This window comes from Mesorhizobium sp. M0045 (assembly GCF_040323385.1).
In the GTDB taxonomy this organism is placed as follows: Bacteria; Pseudomonadota; Alphaproteobacteria; order Rhizobiales; family Rhizobiaceae; genus Mesorhizobium.
The window spans coordinates 326,794-346,501 of record NZ_JAMYUY010000003.1 but is presented as its reverse complement, the minus strand read 5'-3'; the positions used below and the strand labels follow the sequence as shown (position 1 = coordinate 346,501).

The 19,708-nt window shown below is 62.5% G+C and carries 19 protein-coding genes and 1 pseudogene; 14 read left to right on the top strand and 6 right to left on the bottom strand.

Annotated elements, in window-relative coordinates; all coding sequences use genetic code 11:
* Positions 1-2: 2 nt before the first annotated feature.
* From phnL to phnE (NKJ72_RS06685), 7 genes and pseudogenes are all read left to right on the top strand, one after another.
* Positions 3-710 carry a phosphonate C-P lyase system protein PhnL gene (phnL, locus tag NKJ72_RS06715; RefSeq protein ID WP_352476352.1) on the top strand — a complete coding sequence of 236 codons (708 nt, stop codon included), beginning with the start codon at positions 3-5 and terminating at the stop codon, positions 708-710.
* Positions 707-1,324: a DapH/DapD/GlmU-related protein gene (locus NKJ72_RS06710; RefSeq protein ID WP_352476351.1), complete on the top strand. Its 618-nt coding sequence runs from the start codon at positions 707-709 to the stop codon at positions 1,322-1,324. Before phnL ends, NKJ72_RS06710 begins: the two co-directional genes overlap by 4 nt.
* Before the next feature lie 553 nt (positions 1,325-1,877).
* A pseudogene (locus NKJ72_RS06705) lies at positions 1,878-2,587 on the top strand (DUF1868 domain-containing protein).
* A 145-nt stretch (positions 2,588-2,732) separates the two neighbouring features.
* Positions 2,733-3,581 (top strand): phosphonate ABC transporter ATP-binding protein, encoded by an 849-nt coding sequence (gene phnC / locus NKJ72_RS06700; RefSeq protein WP_352476350.1) that lies wholly within the window; start codon positions 2,733-2,735, stop codon positions 3,579-3,581.
* A gap of 88 nt (positions 3,582-3,669) precedes the next feature.
* A complete protein-coding gene (phnD, locus tag NKJ72_RS06695; protein ID WP_352476349.1) occupies positions 3,670-4,578 on the top strand; it encodes a phosphonate ABC transporter substrate-binding protein in 909 nt (302 codons plus the stop codon).
* Positions 4,579-4,631: 53 nt separating this feature from the next.
* Positions 4,632-5,588 (top strand): phosphonate ABC transporter, permease protein PhnE, encoded by a 957-nt coding sequence (gene phnE, locus NKJ72_RS06690; protein ID WP_254816749.1) that lies wholly within the window; start codon positions 4,632-4,634, stop codon positions 5,586-5,588.
* Between the two features lie 67 nt (positions 5,589-5,655).
* Positions 5,656-7,023: a phosphonate ABC transporter, permease protein PhnE gene (gene phnE / locus NKJ72_RS06685; protein ID WP_352476348.1), complete on the top strand. Its 1,368-nt coding sequence runs from the start codon at positions 5,656-5,658 to the stop codon at positions 7,021-7,023.
* Positions 7,024-7,050: 27 nt separating this feature from the next.
* Here phnE (NKJ72_RS06685) and NKJ72_RS06680 read toward each other — a convergent pair whose 3' ends face one another.
* The 3 genes from NKJ72_RS06680 to NKJ72_RS06670 all read right to left on the bottom strand — a co-directional run bounded on the left by NKJ72_RS06680 (position 7,051) and on the right by NKJ72_RS06670 (position 10,480).
* Complete coding sequence (locus NKJ72_RS06680; RefSeq protein WP_352476347.1) at positions 7,051-7,902, bottom strand: sugar phosphate isomerase/epimerase family protein; 852 nt, start codon at positions 7,900-7,902, stop codon at positions 7,051-7,053.
* A gap of 178 nt (positions 7,903-8,080) precedes the next feature.
* Entirely contained in the window at positions 8,081-9,286 is a 1,206-nt protein-coding gene (locus NKJ72_RS06675) for a Gfo/Idh/MocA family protein (RefSeq protein ID WP_352476346.1), read from the bottom strand.
* 138 nt (positions 9,287-9,424) lie between these two features.
* Entirely contained in the window at positions 9,425-10,480 is a 1,056-nt protein-coding gene (locus NKJ72_RS06670; protein ID WP_352476345.1) for a sugar phosphate isomerase/epimerase family protein, read from the bottom strand.
* A gap of 392 nt (positions 10,481-10,872) precedes the next feature.
* On the opposite strand from NKJ72_RS06670, the gene NKJ72_RS06665 reads away from it, so the two are divergent.
* Genes NKJ72_RS06665 through NKJ72_RS06645 form a run of 5 tightly spaced genes read left to right on the top strand, consistent with a single transcriptional unit; the run spans position 10,873 to position 15,109 of the window.
* The gene (locus tag NKJ72_RS06665) at positions 10,873-11,760 is read left to right on the top strand and encodes a sugar phosphate isomerase/epimerase family protein (RefSeq protein WP_023675190.1); all 888 of its coding nucleotides are present in this window, start codon (positions 10,873-10,875) and stop codon (positions 11,758-11,760) included.
* A gap of 55 nt (positions 11,761-11,815) precedes the next feature.
* A complete protein-coding gene (locus NKJ72_RS06660; RefSeq protein ID WP_254816744.1) occupies positions 11,816-12,985 on the top strand; it encodes a mandelate racemase/muconate lactonizing enzyme family protein in 1,170 nt (389 codons plus the stop codon).
* 1 nt (position 12,986) lies between these two features.
* Positions 12,987-13,703 carry a FadR/GntR family transcriptional regulator gene (locus NKJ72_RS06655; RefSeq protein ID WP_254816743.1) on the top strand — a complete coding sequence of 239 codons (717 nt, stop codon included), beginning with the start codon at positions 12,987-12,989 and terminating at the stop codon, positions 13,701-13,703.
* A gap of 1 nt (position 13,704) precedes the next feature.
* On the top strand, positions 13,705-14,685 hold the full coding sequence (locus tag NKJ72_RS06650) for a hydroxyacid dehydrogenase (protein ID WP_352476344.1): 981 nt from the start codon (positions 13,705-13,707) through the stop codon (positions 14,683-14,685).
* 40 nt (positions 14,686-14,725) lie between these two features.
* Positions 14,726-15,109 carry a hypothetical protein gene (locus NKJ72_RS06645; RefSeq protein ID WP_352476343.1) on the top strand — a complete coding sequence of 128 codons (384 nt, stop codon included), beginning with the start codon at positions 14,726-14,728 and terminating at the stop codon, positions 15,107-15,109.
* A gap of 14 nt (positions 15,110-15,123) precedes the next feature.
* Here the strand turns inward: NKJ72_RS06645 and NKJ72_RS06640 are convergent, their stop codons facing one another.
* Entirely contained in the window at positions 15,124-16,419 is a 1,296-nt protein-coding gene (locus tag NKJ72_RS06640; RefSeq protein WP_352476342.1) for an amidase, read from the bottom strand.
* 119 nt (positions 16,420-16,538) lie between these two features.
* Between NKJ72_RS06640 and NKJ72_RS06635 the strand changes: the two genes are divergently transcribed.
* Entirely contained in the window at positions 16,539-16,886 is a 348-nt protein-coding gene (locus tag NKJ72_RS06635) for a GFA family protein (protein WP_352476341.1), read from the top strand.
* Here the strand turns inward: NKJ72_RS06635 and NKJ72_RS06630 are convergent.
* Positions 16,883-18,106 carry an MFS transporter gene (locus tag NKJ72_RS06630; protein WP_352476340.1) on the bottom strand — a complete coding sequence of 408 codons (1,224 nt, stop codon included), beginning with the start codon at positions 18,104-18,106 and terminating at the stop codon, positions 16,883-16,885. The genes NKJ72_RS06635 and NKJ72_RS06630 overlap by 4 nt on opposite strands.
* Positions 18,107-18,196: 90 nt before the next feature.
* On the opposite strand from NKJ72_RS06630, the gene NKJ72_RS06625 reads away from it, so the two are divergent.
* Positions 18,197-19,168 carry an AraC family transcriptional regulator gene (locus NKJ72_RS06625; protein WP_352476339.1) on the top strand — a complete coding sequence of 324 codons (972 nt, stop codon included), beginning with the start codon at positions 18,197-18,199 and terminating at the stop codon, positions 19,166-19,168.
* 21 nt (positions 19,169-19,189) lie between these two features.
* On the opposite strand, the gene NKJ72_RS06620 is transcribed toward NKJ72_RS06625, so the two are convergent.
* Positions 19,190-19,471, bottom strand: coding sequence for a hypothetical protein (locus NKJ72_RS06620; protein WP_352476338.1), 282 nt, complete (start codon positions 19,469-19,471; stop codon positions 19,190-19,192).
* Positions 19,472-19,708 lie beyond the last annotated feature (237 nt).

Below are 19,708 nucleotides of genomic sequence, written 5' to 3'. Positions count from 1 at the left end.
CTATGGCAACCCCGCTCGTTGTCTCCGACGTCGCCAAGAGCTTCACCATGCATCTGCGCGACGGCATCAAATTGCCGGTCGTCGCCGGCGTCTCGTTCGCGATCAGGGCCGGCGAATGCGCCGTGCTCGGCGGCCCGTCCGGCGCCGGCAAGAGCTCGATCCTGAAAATGCTCTACGGCAATTATGCCGCCGATGAAGGCCAGATCATCGTCCAGCACGAGGGCGGGCTCATCGATCTCGCAACTGCCAGCCCGCGCACCGTGCTTGCCGTGCGCCGGCTTACCATCGGCTATGTCAGCCAGTTCCTGCGCACCGTGCCGCGTGTCTCGGCGCTCGATGTCGTCGCCGAGCCGCTGGTCGAGCGCGGCGAGGAGCGTGAGGTCGCGCGCGGCAAGGCACGTGCCTTGCTGGCGCAGCTGAACCTGCCGGAAAAACTCTGGGCGCTGCCGCCGGCGACGTTCTCCGGCGGCGAACAGCAGCGCGTCAACATCGCGCGCGGCTTCATCACCGAGCATCCGATCCTGCTGCTAGACGAGCCGACCGCCTCGCTCGACGCAAGGAACCGCGACGTGGTGATTTCCCTGATCGCCGCCAAGAAGGCCTCGGGCGTCGCCTTGCTCGGCATCTTCCACGACCACGACGTGCGCGAGGCGGTGGCCGACCGTATCATCGACGTGACCGCCTTCGCCGCCGGAAAAATCGCCGCATGACGAGGAAACTGTCGGAGGCACCGCTGATCCACGAGACGGCGCAAGTTGAGAACTCGACGCTTGGCCGCTGGACCGAGATCGCCGAGCGCTGCCGGGTTTCCGAAAGCACGCTCGGCGACTATTCCTACATGATGCAGGACTGCGGCGTCTGGTGCGCGACGATCGGCAAATTCGCCAACATCGCCGCCAATGTGCGCATCAACGCCACCAACCATCCGACCTGGCGGCCGACGCTGCACCATTTCACCTATCGCGCGTCCGACTATTGGGACGACGCCGAGCACGAGAGCGAATTCTTCGCCCAGCGCCGCGCCAAACGCGTCACCATCGGCCACGACACCTGGCTCGGCCATGGCTCGACCATCCTGCCCGGTGTTACTGTTGGCGATGGAGCGGCAGTCGGCGCCGGCGCAGTGGTGTCGAAGGACGTCGCGCCCTACACCATCGTCGCCGGCGTACCGGCCAAGCCGATCCGCGAACGCTTCGACCGCCGCACCGCGGAGCGCTACCAGGCGCTCGCCTGGTGGGATTGGGATCACGCCCGGCTGCGCGCCGCGCTCGACGATTTTCGGGAACTGTCGGCCAATCAGTTTTTGGAGAAGCATGGGGGTTGACGTCCCGAATAAGTCAGCCGCTCAGGCAAATGTCCAAAATAATAGAAAGAAATCCTAACGTGATAAGAATAGCACCACCAGTCTGATTTAACCTGATAAGTTCTATAATTTTTTTGTCATAACCAATATCTACAAGCGATTTGGGTTTTTTCCTCAATCTTATTTGCAAAATTTATCGTAACTAGCGCAATTAAAAAAATGAGAATCATTATAATAATGGCCGCGTCGCGCCCATTTCCATAATTGTACAAGTATCCCGGTATTGGGTGGTTCAAGCTACCAACCCGATATACGGACATCAAAACCAGGGCCACTGTGAAACTTATCGCAGCGACTACCCCTGCAGCATACAGCCGCAACCACTGGCGCCAACGTAGCAATTAGGAAGCCTCTCTTTGATACGAGTTTGAATCTTTATTTCAATCTTGATGATGTGCAAACCCCGGCAGAATCGCTTGGCGAGTCCTGCCTTTGATATTCTACTTCTTGGCACGGTTTTGATGTCCCTGACACGTCGTCGGGGCAGAACGCGGCCTTTCCTCTGGAGATCGCAATGCCTGTTTCAGTCAAACCTTCGCTCGCCGGATACTTTGCCGGCTCGAACCTGACCCCTCCGCTGCATCTCGGCAGGCGCTACGACACCTCTGGCAATTTCCTGACCGAGCCCGGCAACACGGTCGTCTGCCATCTCGTCGACGGCTCGCCGTCCGAGGCAGTGGTGGTCGAAGTGCGTGAGCGGATGCGCGCCATGCCCCATACCGACCGGCTGGCCTTCACGCCGGTCTCCAGCCTCCACATGACGCTGTTCCAGGGCATCATCGAATATCGGCGCCGGCTTCCCTATTGGCCTGAGGATGCGCCCCTCGACACCAGCATCGACGACATGACCCGCCTCTATCAGGAACGCCTGAACGGCTTCGAAGGCCGCGGCGCCTTCAAGATCAGGGTTGTCGATGTCGTGCCGACGGGCTTGACCGTTGCCGGCGCAACCGATGAGGACGTGCGTATCCTGCGCGCATGGCGCGATGCCTTGTCGGCGCCCTTCGGATATCGGCATCCCGACCACGACAGCTACACGTTCCACATAACCTTCGCCTATCAGATCCGCCGTCTCGACGATGAAAGGATAACGCAATGGCAACAACTATTCGATGATTGCCTCTCGCTGCCGTCCGTCAGACTCCAGTGATCGAGCTGCTGCCTCCGGCATTTTGCAGCTTCAAGGACATGAAGCATTTCGAGGAGCTTCTTGTCCTGGGCTGATCCAAAGGCGCGCGGATGAATTCCCCGGGCGAGGCGTACCTGTGGGCAGTAACAAAACTAACATCGTTCCGACACCGCAGGTTCATGCGGCTGCGCTAGCGAGGGTTAACAGACCTTCAATTGCGATTGGACTGGAGCCTGCACCATGTCAGCTACGCTCGAAATCCGCGGCGTCACCCGCCGGTTCGGCAAGAACACCGCCGTCAGCAATGTCGACATCGCGATCCCGCACGGTCAGATGGTCGGCATCATCGGCCGTTCCGGCGCCGGCAAATCGACGCTTCTGCGCATGATCAACCGCCTCATCGATCCCAGCCAGGGATCCATCCTGTTCGACGGCGTCGAAGTCTCCGGGTTGCGCGGCTCGCCGCTCCGGCGATGGCAGCGCGACTGCGCCATGATCTTCCAGCAGTTCAATCTGGTGCCGCGCCTGGACGTGCTGACCAATGTGCTGCTCGGCCGGCTCAACCACCGCTCGACGCTGTCCAACCTGTTCGGCATGTTCTCGCGCAGTGAATGCGCCGAGGCTGTTGCGGCCCTTGAGCGTCTCGACATCGCCCGCACCGTACTGCAGCCCGCCGGCACGCTTTCCGGCGGCCAGCAGCAGCGCGTTGCGATTGCGCGTGCCATGATGCAGCAGCCGAAGGTGCTGTTGGCCGACGAGCCGATCGCCTCGCTCGATCCGCTCAACGCCAAGGTGGTGATGGATTCGCTGCAGGACATCAATTTGCGCGAAGGCATCACCGTCATCACAAATCTGCATACGCTTGATACGGCCCGCAACTATTGCAGCCGTATCATCGGCATGGCCGCCGGCAAGGTTGTCTTCGACGGCCCGCCCGAAGACCTCAACCGCGAGGCCGTGCGCATGGTCTACGGCGCCGACAGCAATGGCGGCGAAATCTCCGAGGCCATCACCTCGACCAGCGTCGCCATCAAACAGAAAATCGCTGCATCCGCCGGACCGCTCGAGCCCGTATTCCCTGGCTACTGAGAACGGCCTGATCGCCCGCCCGCGTCAAAGGCACTCGTCAAAAGTTCGAACGCTCCGGCGCGAAGCCGGAACCAACAGGAGAGAGATAATGTTCAGGAAGATGGTTTTTGGCGCGGTTTCATTGCTCGCCATCGCAACAAGTGCCGCTCACGCCCAGGATATCAAGGAATTCCGCATCGGCATCCTTGGTGGTGAAAATGAAGCGGACCGGCTGCGCAACTTTCAGTGCCTCGCCGATCACCTGAAGTCCGAATTCGGCTTCGAGAAGGTCTCGCTGTTCCCGGCCGCCGACTATGACGGCGTAATCCAGGGCCTGCTCGGCGGCACCCTCGATTTCGCCGAGCTTGGCGCGTCAGGCTATGCCAGCGTCTACCTCAAGGATCCGAACGCCGTGACCCCGATCCTCACCACCCAGCAGACCGACGGCGCGACCGGCTATTATTCGATCGGCCTGGCGCTGAAGTCGTCCGGCATCACCGACATCAAGTCGGCAAAGGGCAAGAAGCTCGGCTATGCCGACCCGGATTCGACCTCCGGCTATCTGATCCCGCTGACCCAGATTCCGAAGGACACCGGCGCCTCGAACGAAACCTTCTTCGCCTCGACCCAGTTCAATGGCGGCCACGAGAACAACCTCCTCGCCGTTCGCGACGGCAAGGTCGATGTTGCGGTTGACGACTCCTCGGGCATTGGCGACTTCAAGAATGGCTACACCTCCGGCACCTTCCACAAGGAAGTCGCCAAGGGCGCCGTCGACCCCAACGATTTCGTCGAAGTCTGGCGCTCCGGCCTGATCCCGAACGGCCCGCTGGTCGTGCGCACCGCGCTCGGTGGCGATATGAGCGCCAAGCTCGCCAACTTCTTCACCAGCCTGCCGGCCAAGGACAAGCCCTGCTTCGAGGCCATCGAAGGCGGCGATTTCACTGGCTACGTTCCTGTGAAGCCGGACTTCTACAGCGTCATCGTCGAAGCCCGCAAAGCCGCGATCGGCGGCTGAATGCAGTTGCAAAGGGCGGCCTTATCAGCGCCGCCCTTTTTGCATGCCCGATCATGACCATCTCAGCCACGATCCGTTCAGACGCGACCCGGCGGACAGCCGACTCCTGGCGACGGCAGACGTCCTTGCGCCGGTTCTACACGGCGCTCGGCATCGGTTTGCTGCTTATCGCCATGTGCACAGCCATGTGGTTTGCCGACGAGGCCAATGCCGGACATTTCTTCGATCGGCTGCCGCACATACTGGATTTCCTTAGCTGGCTTGTTCCCAAAGACTGGAACGACGTCTGGCGGGCGCTGTTCGACATCGCATCGCCGCACGACAAGGGCAGCCAGGAGTTCAACTTCCCGCTTGGCCGCGTTTATCTCTGGGGCGGTTTTTACCTACCCGAATATTTCGAGCTGATGCTCACCACGCTCAACGTGGCGCTGGTTTCCACTTTCATCGGCTTCGTCTTTGCGGTGCCGTTCTCGTTCATCGCCGCGCGCAATTTGACACCCAGTCCGGTGCTCAGGCTCGTCGTCAAGCGCTTCATGGAACTGCTTCGCGCCTTCCCCGAGATCGTCATTGCCGGCCTGTTCGCAGCCATCCTCTCGACTGGCCCGGTCGCGGCCATCATCGCCATCGGCCTGCATTCGATCGGCGCCCTCGGTAAGCTCTTTTACGAGATCAACGAAAACATCGACATGCGCGCCGAAGAAGGCCTGCGCGCGGTCGGCGCCAACTGGTTCGAGCGCGTGCGCTTCGCCGGCCTGCCGCAGGTGCTGCCCAATTTCATGTCCTATGCGCTGCTCAGGATCGAGATCAATGTCCGTATCTCGACCATCATCGGCGCGGTCGGCGGAGGCGGCATCGGCGAGGAGCTGAAGCTCTCCATCTCACGCGGCTTTGGCGCCAAGACGCTGGCACTGGTGCTGCTGTTGTTCACCACCATCTTCCTCGTCGACCAGTTCTCCGCCTGGCTTCGTCGCAAGCTCGTCGGCGAGCAGGCCTTCATGATGGGCGCCTGACCATGATCCCAAAAAGTGGATTCCGGTTTTTGGAAAAGATCTTGGCAAATCAACAAGAAGACTGCCCATGACCGCGATGACCGCCGATGAGATGCAGGCGATAGAGGAGCGCTTTCCCCAAGTGTTCCGACGGCCCTTGTACAAACGCTTCGGCCCGCTGGTGCTGTTCGCCGGCATCCTGCTCTACCTCGTCTATGCCTTGTGGTTCTTCAGCCTGCCGCAAGTGCTGAGGCAATCGCACTGGGAGCGCCTGCCGCTCTTCCTGACGCAATGGATCAGCTACGATCTGCAGCCGGAATTCCGTCTCGATCAGCCTCAGATCACCCCCAAATACCCGCGTTTTTCTGCACTTGGCGAAGACCCGCATCCCGATTGGGTCATCACCAATGCCAACGGCTCCTACACCGTTCTGATCGACGGCCGAGCCAAATCCGTCACCTTCGACAAGGCCGAGGCAACGCTTGTCGCCAATGGCCAGGCGGTGCCGGTGTCGTTGACCAGCGGCAAGCCGGTGATAACCGGCCCGGTGCCGGACTGGATCACCGCGCATGACGATGAAATCGTCGCCCGGATGGGCTTTGCCGGCGAGGTTCGCATAACCGTCGATCGCGTCAAGGTCCGCAAGCGCTTCCTCGGCTGGGCGAATTTCGTCTTCGACACACGCTCGCCCTTCTTCGGCAAGTCGCCCGGCGAGGTGGTCTCGTTGCTGATGTCCGGACCCCAGCTCAAGCCGGGCACATCGAACATTGCGCTGGCCGCGGACAATATCTGGAACAACGCCCAATGGCAGCATGGCGACGTCTGGACGAAGCTGTTCCAGACCATCGTCATGGCGTTTCTCGGCACCTTGCTCGGCGGCATCGTCGCCTTCCCGCTCGCCTTTTTCGCCGCCCGCAACATCACCCCGAGCGGCCTCCTCAGCCAGGTGCTCAAGCGGTTCTTCGATTTCATGCGTTCGGTCGACATGCTGATCTGGGCGCTGTTCTTCACCCGCGCCTTCGGCCCGGGCCCGCTGGCCGGCAGCGCCGCGATTTTCTTCACCGAGATCGGCACGCTCGGCAAAGTCTATTCGGAAGGCCTCGAGAACATCGACGACAAGCCCCGCGAGGGCATCCAGTCGACCGGCGCCAACGGCTTGCTGGTGCAGCGCTATGGCGTGCTGCCGGAAGTGATCCCGGTCTTCATCAGCCAGACGCTCTACCAGTGGGAATCCAACACCAGGGGCGCGACGATCATCGGCGCCGTCGGTGCTGGTGGCATCGGCCTGAAGCTTTGGGAAGCGATGCGCACCAACTCCAACTGGGCCAATGTCTTCTACATGGTGCTCTTGGTCCTGCTCGTCGTTTTCATCTTCGACAACATTTCCAATTTCCTGCGCCGCCGGCTGAGCAGGACGATCCACGACTACAACAGGATCCAGGCTGAGCAGGGGTGACGGGTGCGGCATCGGGCTGGCCGATCATTATGCAGCTTTCCTCCACCCGTTCTTAATGTGCCTGTAGCCGTCGCGGTAGACAGCTTCCGGGCCTTCGGAAAAGTCGCGCCACACCTTGGTGGCCGCGGCCAAGTCCTTCAGCGAACGCCCGAACGCCTCGATCGTCAGCCAATCGTCGTAGCCGCTCTTGCGGATGGCGGAGAAAGTCTCCTTCCAGGGAATATGGCCACGGCCCGGCACCCCGCGATCGTTCTCCGAAATGTGGATATGGACGATGTTGTTGCGGTTGCGCGTATAGGCGCCAATCGGGTCGGCTTCTTCGATGTTGGCATGGAAGGTGTCGTACATCGCCTTGATGTGCGGCCGGTCGATCGCGTCGATATGCTCCGACAAATCGTCCATCGTGTTGAACAGATAGCATTCGAAGCGGTTGAGCGCCTCCAGCCCGATGGTGACGCTCTTGTTGCCGGCATAGTCGCCAATGGCGCGTTGCGAAGCGATCGAACGTTTTTTCTCGGCCGCTGTCGGCCCGCTGCCGGAGAAGGCCCCGAGTGTCGAATGGAGCGGGCCGCTCAACGTGTTCGCGCCAAGCGCCTGAGCGCAGTCGATCGCCGATTTCATGTAGTCGATACCGGCCTTGCGCGTCGAGGCATCCGGCGAGATCAGGTTCATCGCCGGATCGCCCATCGCCGAGACGGCGGTGCGTTGCAGCCCGATACGGTCGAGCAGTTCGCCGAGTTTCCTGTAGTTGTCCGGCGTGCCGGAGAAGACCGGTATTTCGACGCCGTCGAAGCCGGTCGCCTTGATGTCCCTCAGCAACGGCTCGTGTTTTTTCGAGACACTGGTCGTCCACAACAACATGCACATGCCGATTTTCATCGACGCCCCCTCCCTTCATTCGCTCGATCGCCGGAGGAGTGGTGAGATTCAGGTCAGGCCGAGCCGAAAATGGTGGGTTCCGAGAACCGGAGCGGAGCGTGCTTTTGGTACATGAGCACCGGAAGCGCAGGAAACTGCCATTTGCAGGCCGGTCTCACCTGACTATCACCACCACCCTTCAGAGCTTCGTCCACGCCCCATTCTTCTTCGACGACTTCACGCAGGCCTCGATGAAGGCCATGCCCTCGACCCCGTCCTGCACGGTCGGGAAGACGACATCCTTGGCCGGCTTCCCGCCCTTCCGGCGCGCTGCACGAATAGCCCGCGCGGCTTCCTGATAGATGTTGGCGAAACCTTCGAGATAGCCTTCCGGATGCCCTGGCGGAACGCGGCTGACGCGCCCGGCGACGGGGAGCGCGCCGGCGCCATTACGGGTGATCAACTGCTTCGGCTGGCCGAACGGCGTGTACCAGAGATAGTTCGGGTCGGCCTGCACCCATTCGAGGCCGCCCTTCGAGCCGTAGATGCGCAATTTCAACCCGTTCTCGTGGCCGGGCGCCACCTGGCTTGCCCAGATCATTCCCTTGGCCGGGTGCGACCCGCCGACCGGCTTGAAGCGCAGCAGCACATTGATGTTGTCGTCGAGCAGCCTCCCCGGCACGAAGGCATCGAGATCGGCCGACAACGAATCGAGCTCCAGCCCGGAGACGAAACGGGCAAGGTTGTAGGCATGCGTGCCGATATCGCCCAGTGCACCGCCGGCACCCGCCTGCTTCGGGTCAGAGCGCCACGCAGCCTGCTTCTGGCCGGTGGCGGCCAGGTCTTCGGTCAGCCAGTCCTGCGGATATTCCGACTGCACGATGCGGATATCGCCGAGCTGTCCCTTGGCGACCATCTCGCGTGCCTGCCGCACCATCGGATAGGCGGTGTAGTTATGCGTCAGCACGAACACCTTGCCGGTCTTTTCGACCAGCGCCGCCAGCCTCTTTGCCTCGGCTAGCGTCGTCGCCAGTGGCTTGTCGCAGATGACGTGGATGCCGGCCTCGAGAAAAGCTTTGGCGGCCGGCACGTGCACATTGTTCGGCGTGACGATGGCCACCACTTCGATGCCATCCGGCCGCTTGGCCTCCGCCTTGGCCATCTCGGCATAGGAGCCGTAGCTGCGTGCCGGATCGAGCCCAAGCTCGGCCGCCGAGGCCTTGGCGCGCTCCGGATTCGACGAGAGGGCGCCGGCAACCAGCACGAACTCGTTGTCCATGCGTGCCGCGATGCGGTGCACCGCGCCGATAAAGGCGCCTTGTCCGCCGCCAACCATGCCGTAGCGGATCGGACCGCCTCCCGTTTCCGTCTTCGATGCGCCAACCACGATTTTCTCCCTCGTCATTGAAATACCCCTCCCCTTGAGGGGAAGGTGGCCCGCAGGGCCGGGTGGGGTCGGTTCATGCCGAGCCCTACGCCCAGCGACCCCACCCCGATCCGCTGCGCGGATCGACCCTCCCCTCGAGGGGGAGGGATATCTGTGCTAGATCCCCATCATGCCGCGCAGCACCTTTGTATCGGTCTTGCCGCCGGCGAAGTCGTCGAATGCTTTTTCCGTCACCCTGATGATGTGGTGCTGGATGAAGGGAGCGCCTTCGGCCGCACCATCCTCCGGGTGCTTGAGGCAGCATTCCCATTCCAGCACCGCCCATGAATCGTAATTGTATTGGGTGAGCTTGGAGAAGATGCCGCCGAAATCCACCTGCCCGTCACCGAGCGAGCGGAAACGCCCGGCACGGTTGGTCCAGCTCTGGTAACCGGAATAGACGCCTTGCCGCCCGGTCGGATTGAATTCGGCATCCTTGACGTGGAACGCCTTGATCCGCTCGTGGTAGATGTCGATAAAGTCGAGATAATCGAGCTGCTGCAGCAGGAAGTGCGACGGGTCATAGTTGATGTTGCAGCGCTTGTGGCCGCCGACCGAATCGAGGAACATCTCGAATGTCGCGCCGTCGAACACGTCCTCGCCCGGATGAATTTCGTAGCCGACATCGACGCCGTTGTCGTCATAAACGTCGAGGATCGGCGTCCAGCGTTTGCCGAGTTCGGCAAATGCCTCCTCGATCAATCCCGCCGGCCGCTGCGGCCAGGGGTAGAGGTAGGGGAAGGCCAACGCTCCGCAAAACGACACCGACGCCTTGAGCCCGAGATTCTTCGACGCCTTGGCGGCGAACTTCATCTGTTCGACCGCCCATTGTTGCCTGGCTTTTGGATTGTTGTGCACCGCAGCCGGCGCGAAGCCGTCGAACTGCGCGTCATAGGCGGGATGCACCGCCACCAATTGCCCCTGCAGATGCGTCGACAGTTCGGTGATCTCGACGCCGGCATCGGCGCAGATGCCCTTCACCTCGTCGCAATAGGCCTTGGAGGAGGCTGCCTTCTCGAGATCGAACAATCGGGCGTCCCATGTCGGGATCTGCACGCCCTTGTAGCCCAGACCGGCCGCCCATTTGGTGATCGAGGCCAGCGAATTGAACGGCGCGGCGTCGCCCGCAAACTGCGCCAGGAACAGACCAGGCCCCTTCATCGTCGTCGGCATCGGCATCTCCCTATGTTTTACGACCAAGCATAGCGCCGATTGAAAACAGGGCCAGCGTCTTTGGTCTCTTTGCACAGCGCGCTCAGCGCCACTATTCTGGTATTACCAAATGCCGAAATCTGGTCAAGCCATTTGACGCGCTGCCGCAGTCCTGCAACCATGCCGAGTTAAGCCACATGTTTAAGTATAATCAATAGCATAGACAGGAGCCAACGCTTGATGGCAGCACTTCTTGCCGTCCAGATGAAATTACTGTAGACCTCCCATCAAGCCCAATTGGTCGAACCAGTTTGCAAAAAAATGCTGGGACGGCTTGGGGAGGAATCATGCGGCGGCTTCGGCAGAGTGCGCCGCAGGCAAACTGGTACAGGCGATTCTGGGAAGGATAGACCATGCATCTTTCGACGCACAATTGGATGCGGGCGGAGCCGCTGGAAACGACGCTCAAGCGCATCAAGAAATTCGGCTATGAGTCGATCGAGATTTCCGGCGAACCCGAACAGTACAAGCCCAAGGAGACGCGCGCACTGTTGAACGAGTACGGCATTCGCTGCTGGGGAGCGGTGACGCTGATGCTGGGCGAGCGCAATCTCGCCGCCAAGGACCAGGGCCAACGCGAGCGGTCGGTGCAGTACGTCAAGGACGTGCTGACCATGGTCAGCGAGCTCGACGGCGAGATTATCACGCTGGTTCCCGCCACCGTCGGCAAGGTCGTGCCGGACGGCACCGAGGAAGAGGAATGGAAATGGGTGGTCGACGCCACCCGGGAATGCTTCACCCACGCCAAGAAAGTCGGCGTCAAGATCGCGGTTGAGCCGCTCAACCGCTTCGAGACTTATCTGTTCAACCGCGGCGCCCAGGCACTGGCGCTGGCCGATGCGGTCAGCCCCGAATGCGGCGTCTGCCTCGACGCCTACCACATCCACATGGAAGAATTTAACGTCTACGACGCGATCCGGCAGGTCGGCAAGCGCCTGTACGATTTCCATGTCGCCGACAACAACCGCTTCGCCGCCGGCCTCGGGCAGATCGACTGGCCGAAGATCGTCGGCACGCTGAAGGAGATCGGCTATGACGGCGCGCTGACCAATGAATTCGTCGCCCCCGTCGACCGCACGCCGGCTGCTCCCTATCCCGACATGGTCGAACGCAACCCCGTCGACATCTCGCCGGAGCAGTTGAAGTTCATTCAGGACCACGGCTCCAGCGTGCTCACGGAGAAATTCTACACCGACCAGATGCGCATCAACGCGGAAACGCTGCTGCCGCTGATCAAGTAGCCGAGCCGTTTGGAAAGAGCCCTTCCGCCTCACCGCGGCCGGGCCGAGGATGAACATGCGCATCAAAACGGTCCAAGCCTGGTGGGTCCGCATACCGATCGAAGTCGCGAAGCAGCACCGCAGCGACTTCGGTCAGGTGGCGACGTTCGACGCCGCCATCCTGCGCATCGAAACCGACGACGGGCTGGTCGGCTGGGGCGAAGGCAAGAATGCCGCCGGCAGCGCCGGCAGTTACGGCGCTCTCGTCCATTTGCTGAACTACGAGGTCGGCCCGCAGCTGGTCGGCCGCGACCCGGCCGACATCGGCGTCATCTGGGAGATGCTCTATAATGGCACGCGCCACGACAGTGCCGCTCGCGCCGGCCATGCCATGCCGCAACTGGCACGACGGGGCATGAGCATCGCCGCCATCAGCGCCGTCGACATCGCTTTGTGGGACATTCTCGGCAAATCGCTCGGCGTTCCGGTCTGGCGGCTGCTCGGCGGCCGCAAGCTGGACCGCATGCCGGCCTATGCTTCCGGCGGCTGGGCCACCGCGGAAGCCATCGGCGACCAGCTGCAGTCCTACATCGCCAAGGGCGGCTTCAAGGCGCTGAAGATGCGCGTCGGCGCGATGGACGGCGCCCCACATATCTCGGCCGCTCGCGTCCGCGCCGCAAGACAGGCGCTCGGTCCCGATATCGACCTGATGGTCGACGCGCACGGCACTTACACGGTGGCCGAAGCCAAGCGCTTCATCCATCTCGCCGGCGACCTCGATCTCGCCTGGTTCGAGGAGCCGGTGATCGCCGACGACAAGCCCGGCATGGCCGAGGTGCGCGCCTGCGGTTCGATCCCGATCGCCACCGGCGAAAGCGAGGCGACACGCTATGCCTTCCGCGACCTCGCCGTGCTCAAATCCGCCGATATCTTCCAGCCGGATCCGGCCTTTTGCGGTGGCATCAGCGAGGCGATGAAGATCGGCACCATCGCCAGCGCCTTCAATCTGCGCTTTGCGCCGCATCTTTGGGCCGGCGCGCCCTGCTTCTTTGCCGGGCTGCATGTCTGCGCCGCTTCGCCGGCGAGCTTCACCGTCGAATATTCGCTCGGCGCCAACCCGATGATCCACGATCTGATCGAAGAGACTGTCGAAGCAAAGGACGGTATGGTAGCGATCCCTGATAGACCCGGGCTGGGATTCACCATTTCGGAGCGGTTCCTGGAGGCGCACGCGCAACACGGCTGACATGAAAGAAAAGAACCTTCTCGCGGAACTTGCCGCCTATCTGTTCTCCCATTCCGACAAGGAGACGGGCCGCACGCCGTCGGAGCGCGAACTGGCAGAGCATTTCAGCGTCAGCCGCGGACAGATCCGCGAGGCGCTGGCCATTCTCGAGGCGATGCGCATCGTCGAGCGACGGGCGAAATCCGGCATCTACATCGATACGAAGCAGGCGAGCGTCGAGGCGATGGCGCTGTTCGCCCGCGCGGGCCTGCCGCTCGATCCCGTCCAGATCTACGAGACGGTCGAGTTGCGCAAGATCCACGAGATCAAGGCCGCCGAACTGGCCTGTTCACGCGCCACCGAGGAGAATTTCGAGCGGCTGCGCGAGATCCTGAAGGCGTCCGAGGATCGCATCGCCGCCGGTGAAGGCCTTGCCCGGGAAGACCGCGAGTTCCACCTCGAGATCGTGCGGGCGACCAAGAACAGCGTCTTCCACAATATCTGCAGCGTCTACTACATGATGGGTGAGCTGCGCCTGCCGATCTATTTCAACGATCCCGAACGCAGCGTGCGCTCCCATGCCGAGCATATCCAGATCTACGAGGCGCTGCTGCGCCGCGACGGCAATCTCGCCCAGGCGCTGATGAGCGCCCATCTGCAAGGCGCCGAAAGCTACTGGAAGGGGCTGATCGAGGGGCGTGGGGCGGAACCGCAAAGCCCAGCGCTCGAAAAGGCCTGAAATGCCCAAGATCCTGTCGACACACAGACTGCACCCCCGTGCCTCTTCCATGCTGACAGGGACCGGCGAACTCGTCGTTGCTTCCGCCCTCGATGCGCATACGCTTGCCGCCGAGGCAAGGGACGCCGATGTCATCATCGTTCGCGCTCCCTTGCCTGCGTCGCTTTTCGAAGGAGCGAGGAGGCTCAGGGCCGCGATCCGCCACGGCGCCGGGCTGGACATGGTACCTATGGAAGCGGCCAATGCGGCCGGCGTGCTGGTGGCGAACGTACCGGGGGTGAACGCGCGATCCGTCGCCGAATACGTGATGTTCGCGGCGCTGGCGCTGCTTAGGCGCTTTCGTGTGTTGGACCGCGACCTGCGTGCGAAGGGCTGGCTGGCCGGCCGCGAACACACGGTGGTGGCCAGCGAGCTAGCGGGCAAGACGATCGGCATTGTCGGCCTCGGCGCGATCGGCCAGGCGGTTGGCCACATCGCGGCACATGGGTTCGATCTGAATGTGGTGGCGACGACGCGCAGCATGCGGCCGGCGCCGGACAGGGTCGGCTTCCTGTCGATCGATGCGCTGATCGAACAGAGCGACATCATCGTTCTGTGCTGCCCGCTGACGCCCGAAACACGGGGGCTGATCAGCCGCGAGCGCATTGACCGGATGAAGCCGGATGCGCTGCTGATCAATGTTTCGCGCGGGCCGGTGATCGACGACGACGCGCTGATCGAGGCCTTGCAGAAGGGCCGCATCGGCGGCGCCGCACTCGATGTTTTTGCAACACAACCGCTGCCGCCCAACCATCCTTATTTCGGGTTCGACAACGTCATCGTCACCCCGCACATGGCTGGGATCACCGAGCAGTCGATGATGCGCATGGGCGTCGGCGCGGCTGGCGAAGCCTTGCTGGTGCTGGCCAACAGATTACCGGTCAATCTGCGCAACCCGGAAGTGGTCGAGCACTACCGGCGGCGGTTCCCTGTCGATCTCTGAGCGCCTCAATTTTCCCGAACTCGCCGGCGATGGTGCCGGCATGGTAAACGTCACAAAATTCCTGCTGACCGCTGGCTTCTGCGTGGCGACGGCGCAAGTCTTCGCCAACGGACAGGGCAGCTACGTGTTCTGCGACAACGGCTTGCGCTGCGTGGCGGCACCCTGTCCATCGAACAGCGCACTCGACCTCGCTACTGGTAAGCTCATCAAAGGCGTTTCAATCGACATTGATCGCCTGCCGCAGCAAGACAAAGCCCTCAATCTTTCGGACAAGCTCTATGCCGGCGAGGTCGTTGTTGTCGGATCGATCGAGAACCGCACCCGGACCTTCAACGGCAAGCGGTACACCCTGCCTTGGCTGGTTGCCACCGGCATCGAACGCGCCGCCAAGGACAGCGAACGCGGCCACTGCTCGTCGCGCTGACACGCGCTGTCGGATCAATTTGCAAGCAGCGCCTCCACGCCGGCTGCGATGCGCAGCAGGTGGTGGTCATGACCATTGCGCGCCACCAGCATCAGCCCGGCCGGGCGCGCCTTTCCCGGCATGGGCAGCGAGATTGCTGACAGATCGAACTGGTTGGCGACCTGCGTGTTGCGCAGCAGAAGACCCTCGATCCTGTTGCAGAGGGCCTCGTCGCCGGTCATCGAGACTATCGTCGGCGCCGTCACCGGCGTGGTCGGCAGGGCCAGTACGTCTACCCCTGCCAGCCGCTCATCCATTGCGGCGGCAAGTGCTGCGCGACGGCGCATTGCCCTGATATAGACCGTGGCCGGAATGGCGGCGGCGCGCGACAATGGTCCGCTTACCCGCGGGTCGACCGGCGTCGCCGCTCCCGTCGCCAGCCAGTCGGCATGGATCTCCGCCCCTTCCATCGCCGCGATTGAGGCGCGCTTGGTTGCCGCGCGCAACTCGGCAAGCAGGTCGTCGATCGACAGTTCCGCAAGCCGTGCGCCGCTAAGCTCCATCTTGCGAAGACACCAGTCGAATGTCGTCGCGACCTCTTCCTGCGTATCATCGAACAGCACGCCGCGCGCAATACCGATGCGCAGGCCGTCCAGCGGAAGCGGCAACAGTGCTGCCAGGTTTTCGCCCGACATCACTGCATCGGCCGCCGCACATTCGGCGACGGTGCGGGCCAGCGGACCGATCGAGTCCAGCGTGGCCGACAGCGGAAACGCACCCGCGAGCGGCACGCGCCGCGCGGTCGGCTTGAAACCGACGACGCCATTCAGCGATGCCGGAATGCGCACCGAACCACCCGTATCGGAACCGATAGAGATTTGGCTGGTGCCTTCGCCGACCGAAACGGCGGCGCCTGAGGACGAGCCGCCCGGAATACGGGTGGCATCGCTTGCATTGCCGGGGGTGCCGTAATGCGGATTGACGCCGATCGCGGTGAAGGCGAACTCGGTCATGTTGGTCTTGCCGAGGATGACTGCACCGGCCTGACGCAGCCGTCGCACGACAATGGCATCCCGCAGCGCCGGCGCTGCGGTGGCGAGCAGCAGGGAGCCCGCCGTGGTCGGCTCGCCAGCGACATCGAACAGATCCTTGATCGAGACGATCGCCCCATCGAGCGGCCCGAGCGTGACGCCGGCTTTTCGCCGCGCATCGGCGGCGTCGGCCGCCGCCCGTGCGGCTTCCGGGTAGAGCTTTACGAAAACGCTTTCATCGTCGACGCGAGCGGCAAGACGCGAAAGAATTGCTTCGAGGCGATCACGGGCTGATTGCATTTTCGGTGTCGGACTCCGCACGCTTGCGACGTCTTAAGGTAGCAGCCGGAAACTGGCCGCAGGAGACATAGCCCGGCACGGTCGGATTTGCACCTGTCGAACCGAAGGAGGAAGGCCCGATGTTCTACCAAGGCAGCTGCCACTGCGGCAAGGTCGCGTTCGAGGTCGAAGGCGAGCTGACCGGAGCCGTACGGTGCAATTGCTCGATCTGCTCGCGCAAGGGTGCACTGCTATGGGCAGTGCCGCATGAGAGTATGCGGGTGCTTGCCTGGGGCGATGATCTCGGCCGCTACAGCTTCGGCAACCATGTCATCGCGCACCGCTTCTGCCGCAGCTGCGGCATTCACCCCTTCGCCGAGGATGTCGGCGAAGGGAGCGGGCGAAGTGCCTATATCAATATTCATTGTATCGAGGCGTTGGACGTCGCCGCCGTGCCGGTCTTCGACTTCGACGGCCGTTCCGTCTAGGCCTTGGGATCGTCGATCGGCTTGGGGCCAAGGAAGAACGCCGCCAGTGCCGCAAGCAATGTCGCCGCCGCGCAATAGGCGAAGGCGCTGGCAACGCCGGCATTGTCGACCAGCAGGCCGCCGAAGACGGCGCCCAACGCGATGGCGACCTGGAACGTCATAACCATGAGCCCGCCGGCGCTTTCGGCCTGATCGGGGGCGGCCCGCACCAGCCAGGTCTGCAGCCCGACTGGGACGGCGCCGAACGCAAAGCCCCAGCTAGCCACTGCTATTGCAGCCACCACGGGTGAGCCTCCGACGACCAGCAGCAAGAGCGCCGAAAACGCGATCAGCAGAGGCGCCAGGCTGACGGCTGCCTTGAGGCTGCGTTCGGCAATGAAGCCGCCGGCAAAATTGCCGAAAAAGCCACCAATGCCGTAGGCGAGCAGCACAAGCGAGATCGTCTCGATGTCCAGCGCGGGCACCTTCTCGAGAAACGGGCGGACATAGGTGAAGCCGGCAAAGTGTCCCGAGGCGACCAGCAGCACCACCAGCAGCGCTACTCTGATCATCGGCCGCTTCATCACCTCCAGCAGCGTGCGAAAACCTGCCGTACCTGCCGGCGGCAGTCGCGGGATGGTAGCCACCTGCACCAGAAGCGCCAGCGCGCCGACCACGGCGGCGATCATGAACGCCGTCCGCCATCCCCAGATGTCGCCGACATAGGCGCCGACCGGAGCAGCACAGACCGTCGCCACCGAAACGCCGGTGAGGATGATCGACATGGCGCGCGGCATCAACCGCATCGGAACGAGCCGCATCGCCATGGCCGCCGACATCGACCAGAAGCCGCCGAGACTGATCCCGAGCATGATGCGGGCGATCAGAAGAACGGGAAGCGACGACGCAAACGCGGCCACCAGGTTTGACAGCACAAGCAGCACCGTCAGCGCCCACATGACCAGCCTGCGGTCCAGCCGCTTGGTGACAATAGCCATGGTCGGCGCCGCAATCGCGCCAATGACGGCCGTTGCCGTTACCGCCTGCCCGGCGGCGCCTTCGGTGATGCCGAGATCCTGCGCAAGCGGCGTCAACAGGCTGGCCGGCAGAAATTCTGCGGTCACCAGGCCGAAGACTCCGAGCGCCAGGGAGACCACCGCCCCCCATGCGGGCTCGGATCGTTCGCCAGTTTCCGATGGATCGAGAACGGCGTCCATGACGCCTGTCGCGGGTTCGGTCATGAGGGATCTCCGGTCTGTTGCAGCGCAGCATTTGACTGCGATGCAACATAAGGAGTGACCAGCTGGAGTTTCCATGCTAGAAACACCATCATGTTTGACCGTTCGTCCAAAATCCCCGTAACCGGCGATCCGCTGACGGACATACTGCGTGGATTGCGCCTCGAAGGCGTCGATTACGGCCGTTGCGAGATGAAGGAGCCTTGGGGCATCCATTTTCCGGCTCAGGCGGCGGCACGGTTTCATTTCATCGGCCGCAAAGGCTGCTGGTTGCTGCAGCCGTCCGGCGAATGGGTCGAGCTCAAGGCGGGCGACGCTGCCTTGTTGCCGCGCGGCTCAGCTCACACGCTGGCGAGCGAGCCGGGTGTCGAGGCGGCGCCGATCCACGGCTATGAGGTCGAGGAAATCTGCAAGAATGTCTATTGCATGTCGAATGACGGCGTGCCCGGCTGCCGTCCGGGGACCTTGCTGTTTTTCGGCAGCATGTATTTTAATCTCGATGGCTTGCACCCCTTGCTCGGCATGATGCCGGACGTGATGCGCGCACATGAGTTGGAAGCCTATGAACCAGGTATCCCACATTTGCTGGAAGCGATGGCCCGCGAGGTGACGATGGAGCGCGTCGGCTCCGGCGGCATCCTGGCGCGGCTGGCCGATGTGCTTGCCGCGACCGTCATCCGCTCATGGGTCGAGCGCGGCTGCGGCGACTCTTCCGGATGGATCGCGGCGGTCAGGGATCGCGAGATCGGCCGGGTGCTGGCCGCGATCCACCTGGAACCGAACCGTGACTGGACGGTGGAGGCTCTGGCGAAGATGATGGGTGCCTCGCGATCGGGTTTCGCCGATCGCTTCGCCACCATTGTCGGCGAAACACCGGCAAAGTACGTCACGCAGGTGCGGATGCACCAGGCGCGGCAATGGCTGGTCCGCGACCGGCTCAAGATTTCCGTCGTGGCGGCGCGCCTCGGCTACGAATCCGACGCCTCCTTCAGCCGCGCCTTCAAACGGGTCATCGGATCGCCGCCCAGCCATTTCCGGGCCGAGGAACAGGCGGAGATCCGCTAGGCCGGCTAAACGTTGGCCGGCTTATTGCTCGGTGATACAGGCCGAGCCGGCACTGCTCTTGCAATATTTGCCGGAGGCCCCGCACCTGCCATCCGAGACTTCGACGACGGTGCCGCTCAACAACAGTTTGCAGTCGCTGGTGGACAGATTGACCGTGCCGTTGAGGCCCTTGATCTTCTTGGCGTCGACCTTCGCACCGGCGACGACTTTCTTGGCTGCCTGCGCCTCGCCCAGATGCGCCGCCAACAATCCCATACCGGCGACAACCAGGATCGTCGCAAATGTGCGGAACAGATTTCCCATAGCCAACCCTCCATTTCGGGTCTCCAAATTGCGCTTGCAAAGCCCGTTTGGGACCAAAGGATCAGCCTATTCGACAAATCGGCGCATCCGCATCCCCCGCACGGGGGAGATGACGGGAAGACTCGAGCATTTCGCACCAAATGGAATCACGCAGCGTCGCACAAATGCGGCTAAAACACATAGATGGAGCAGGAAACACGGTTCGCGTTGAACGCATCCCGCCCCAAGCTGCAGTAA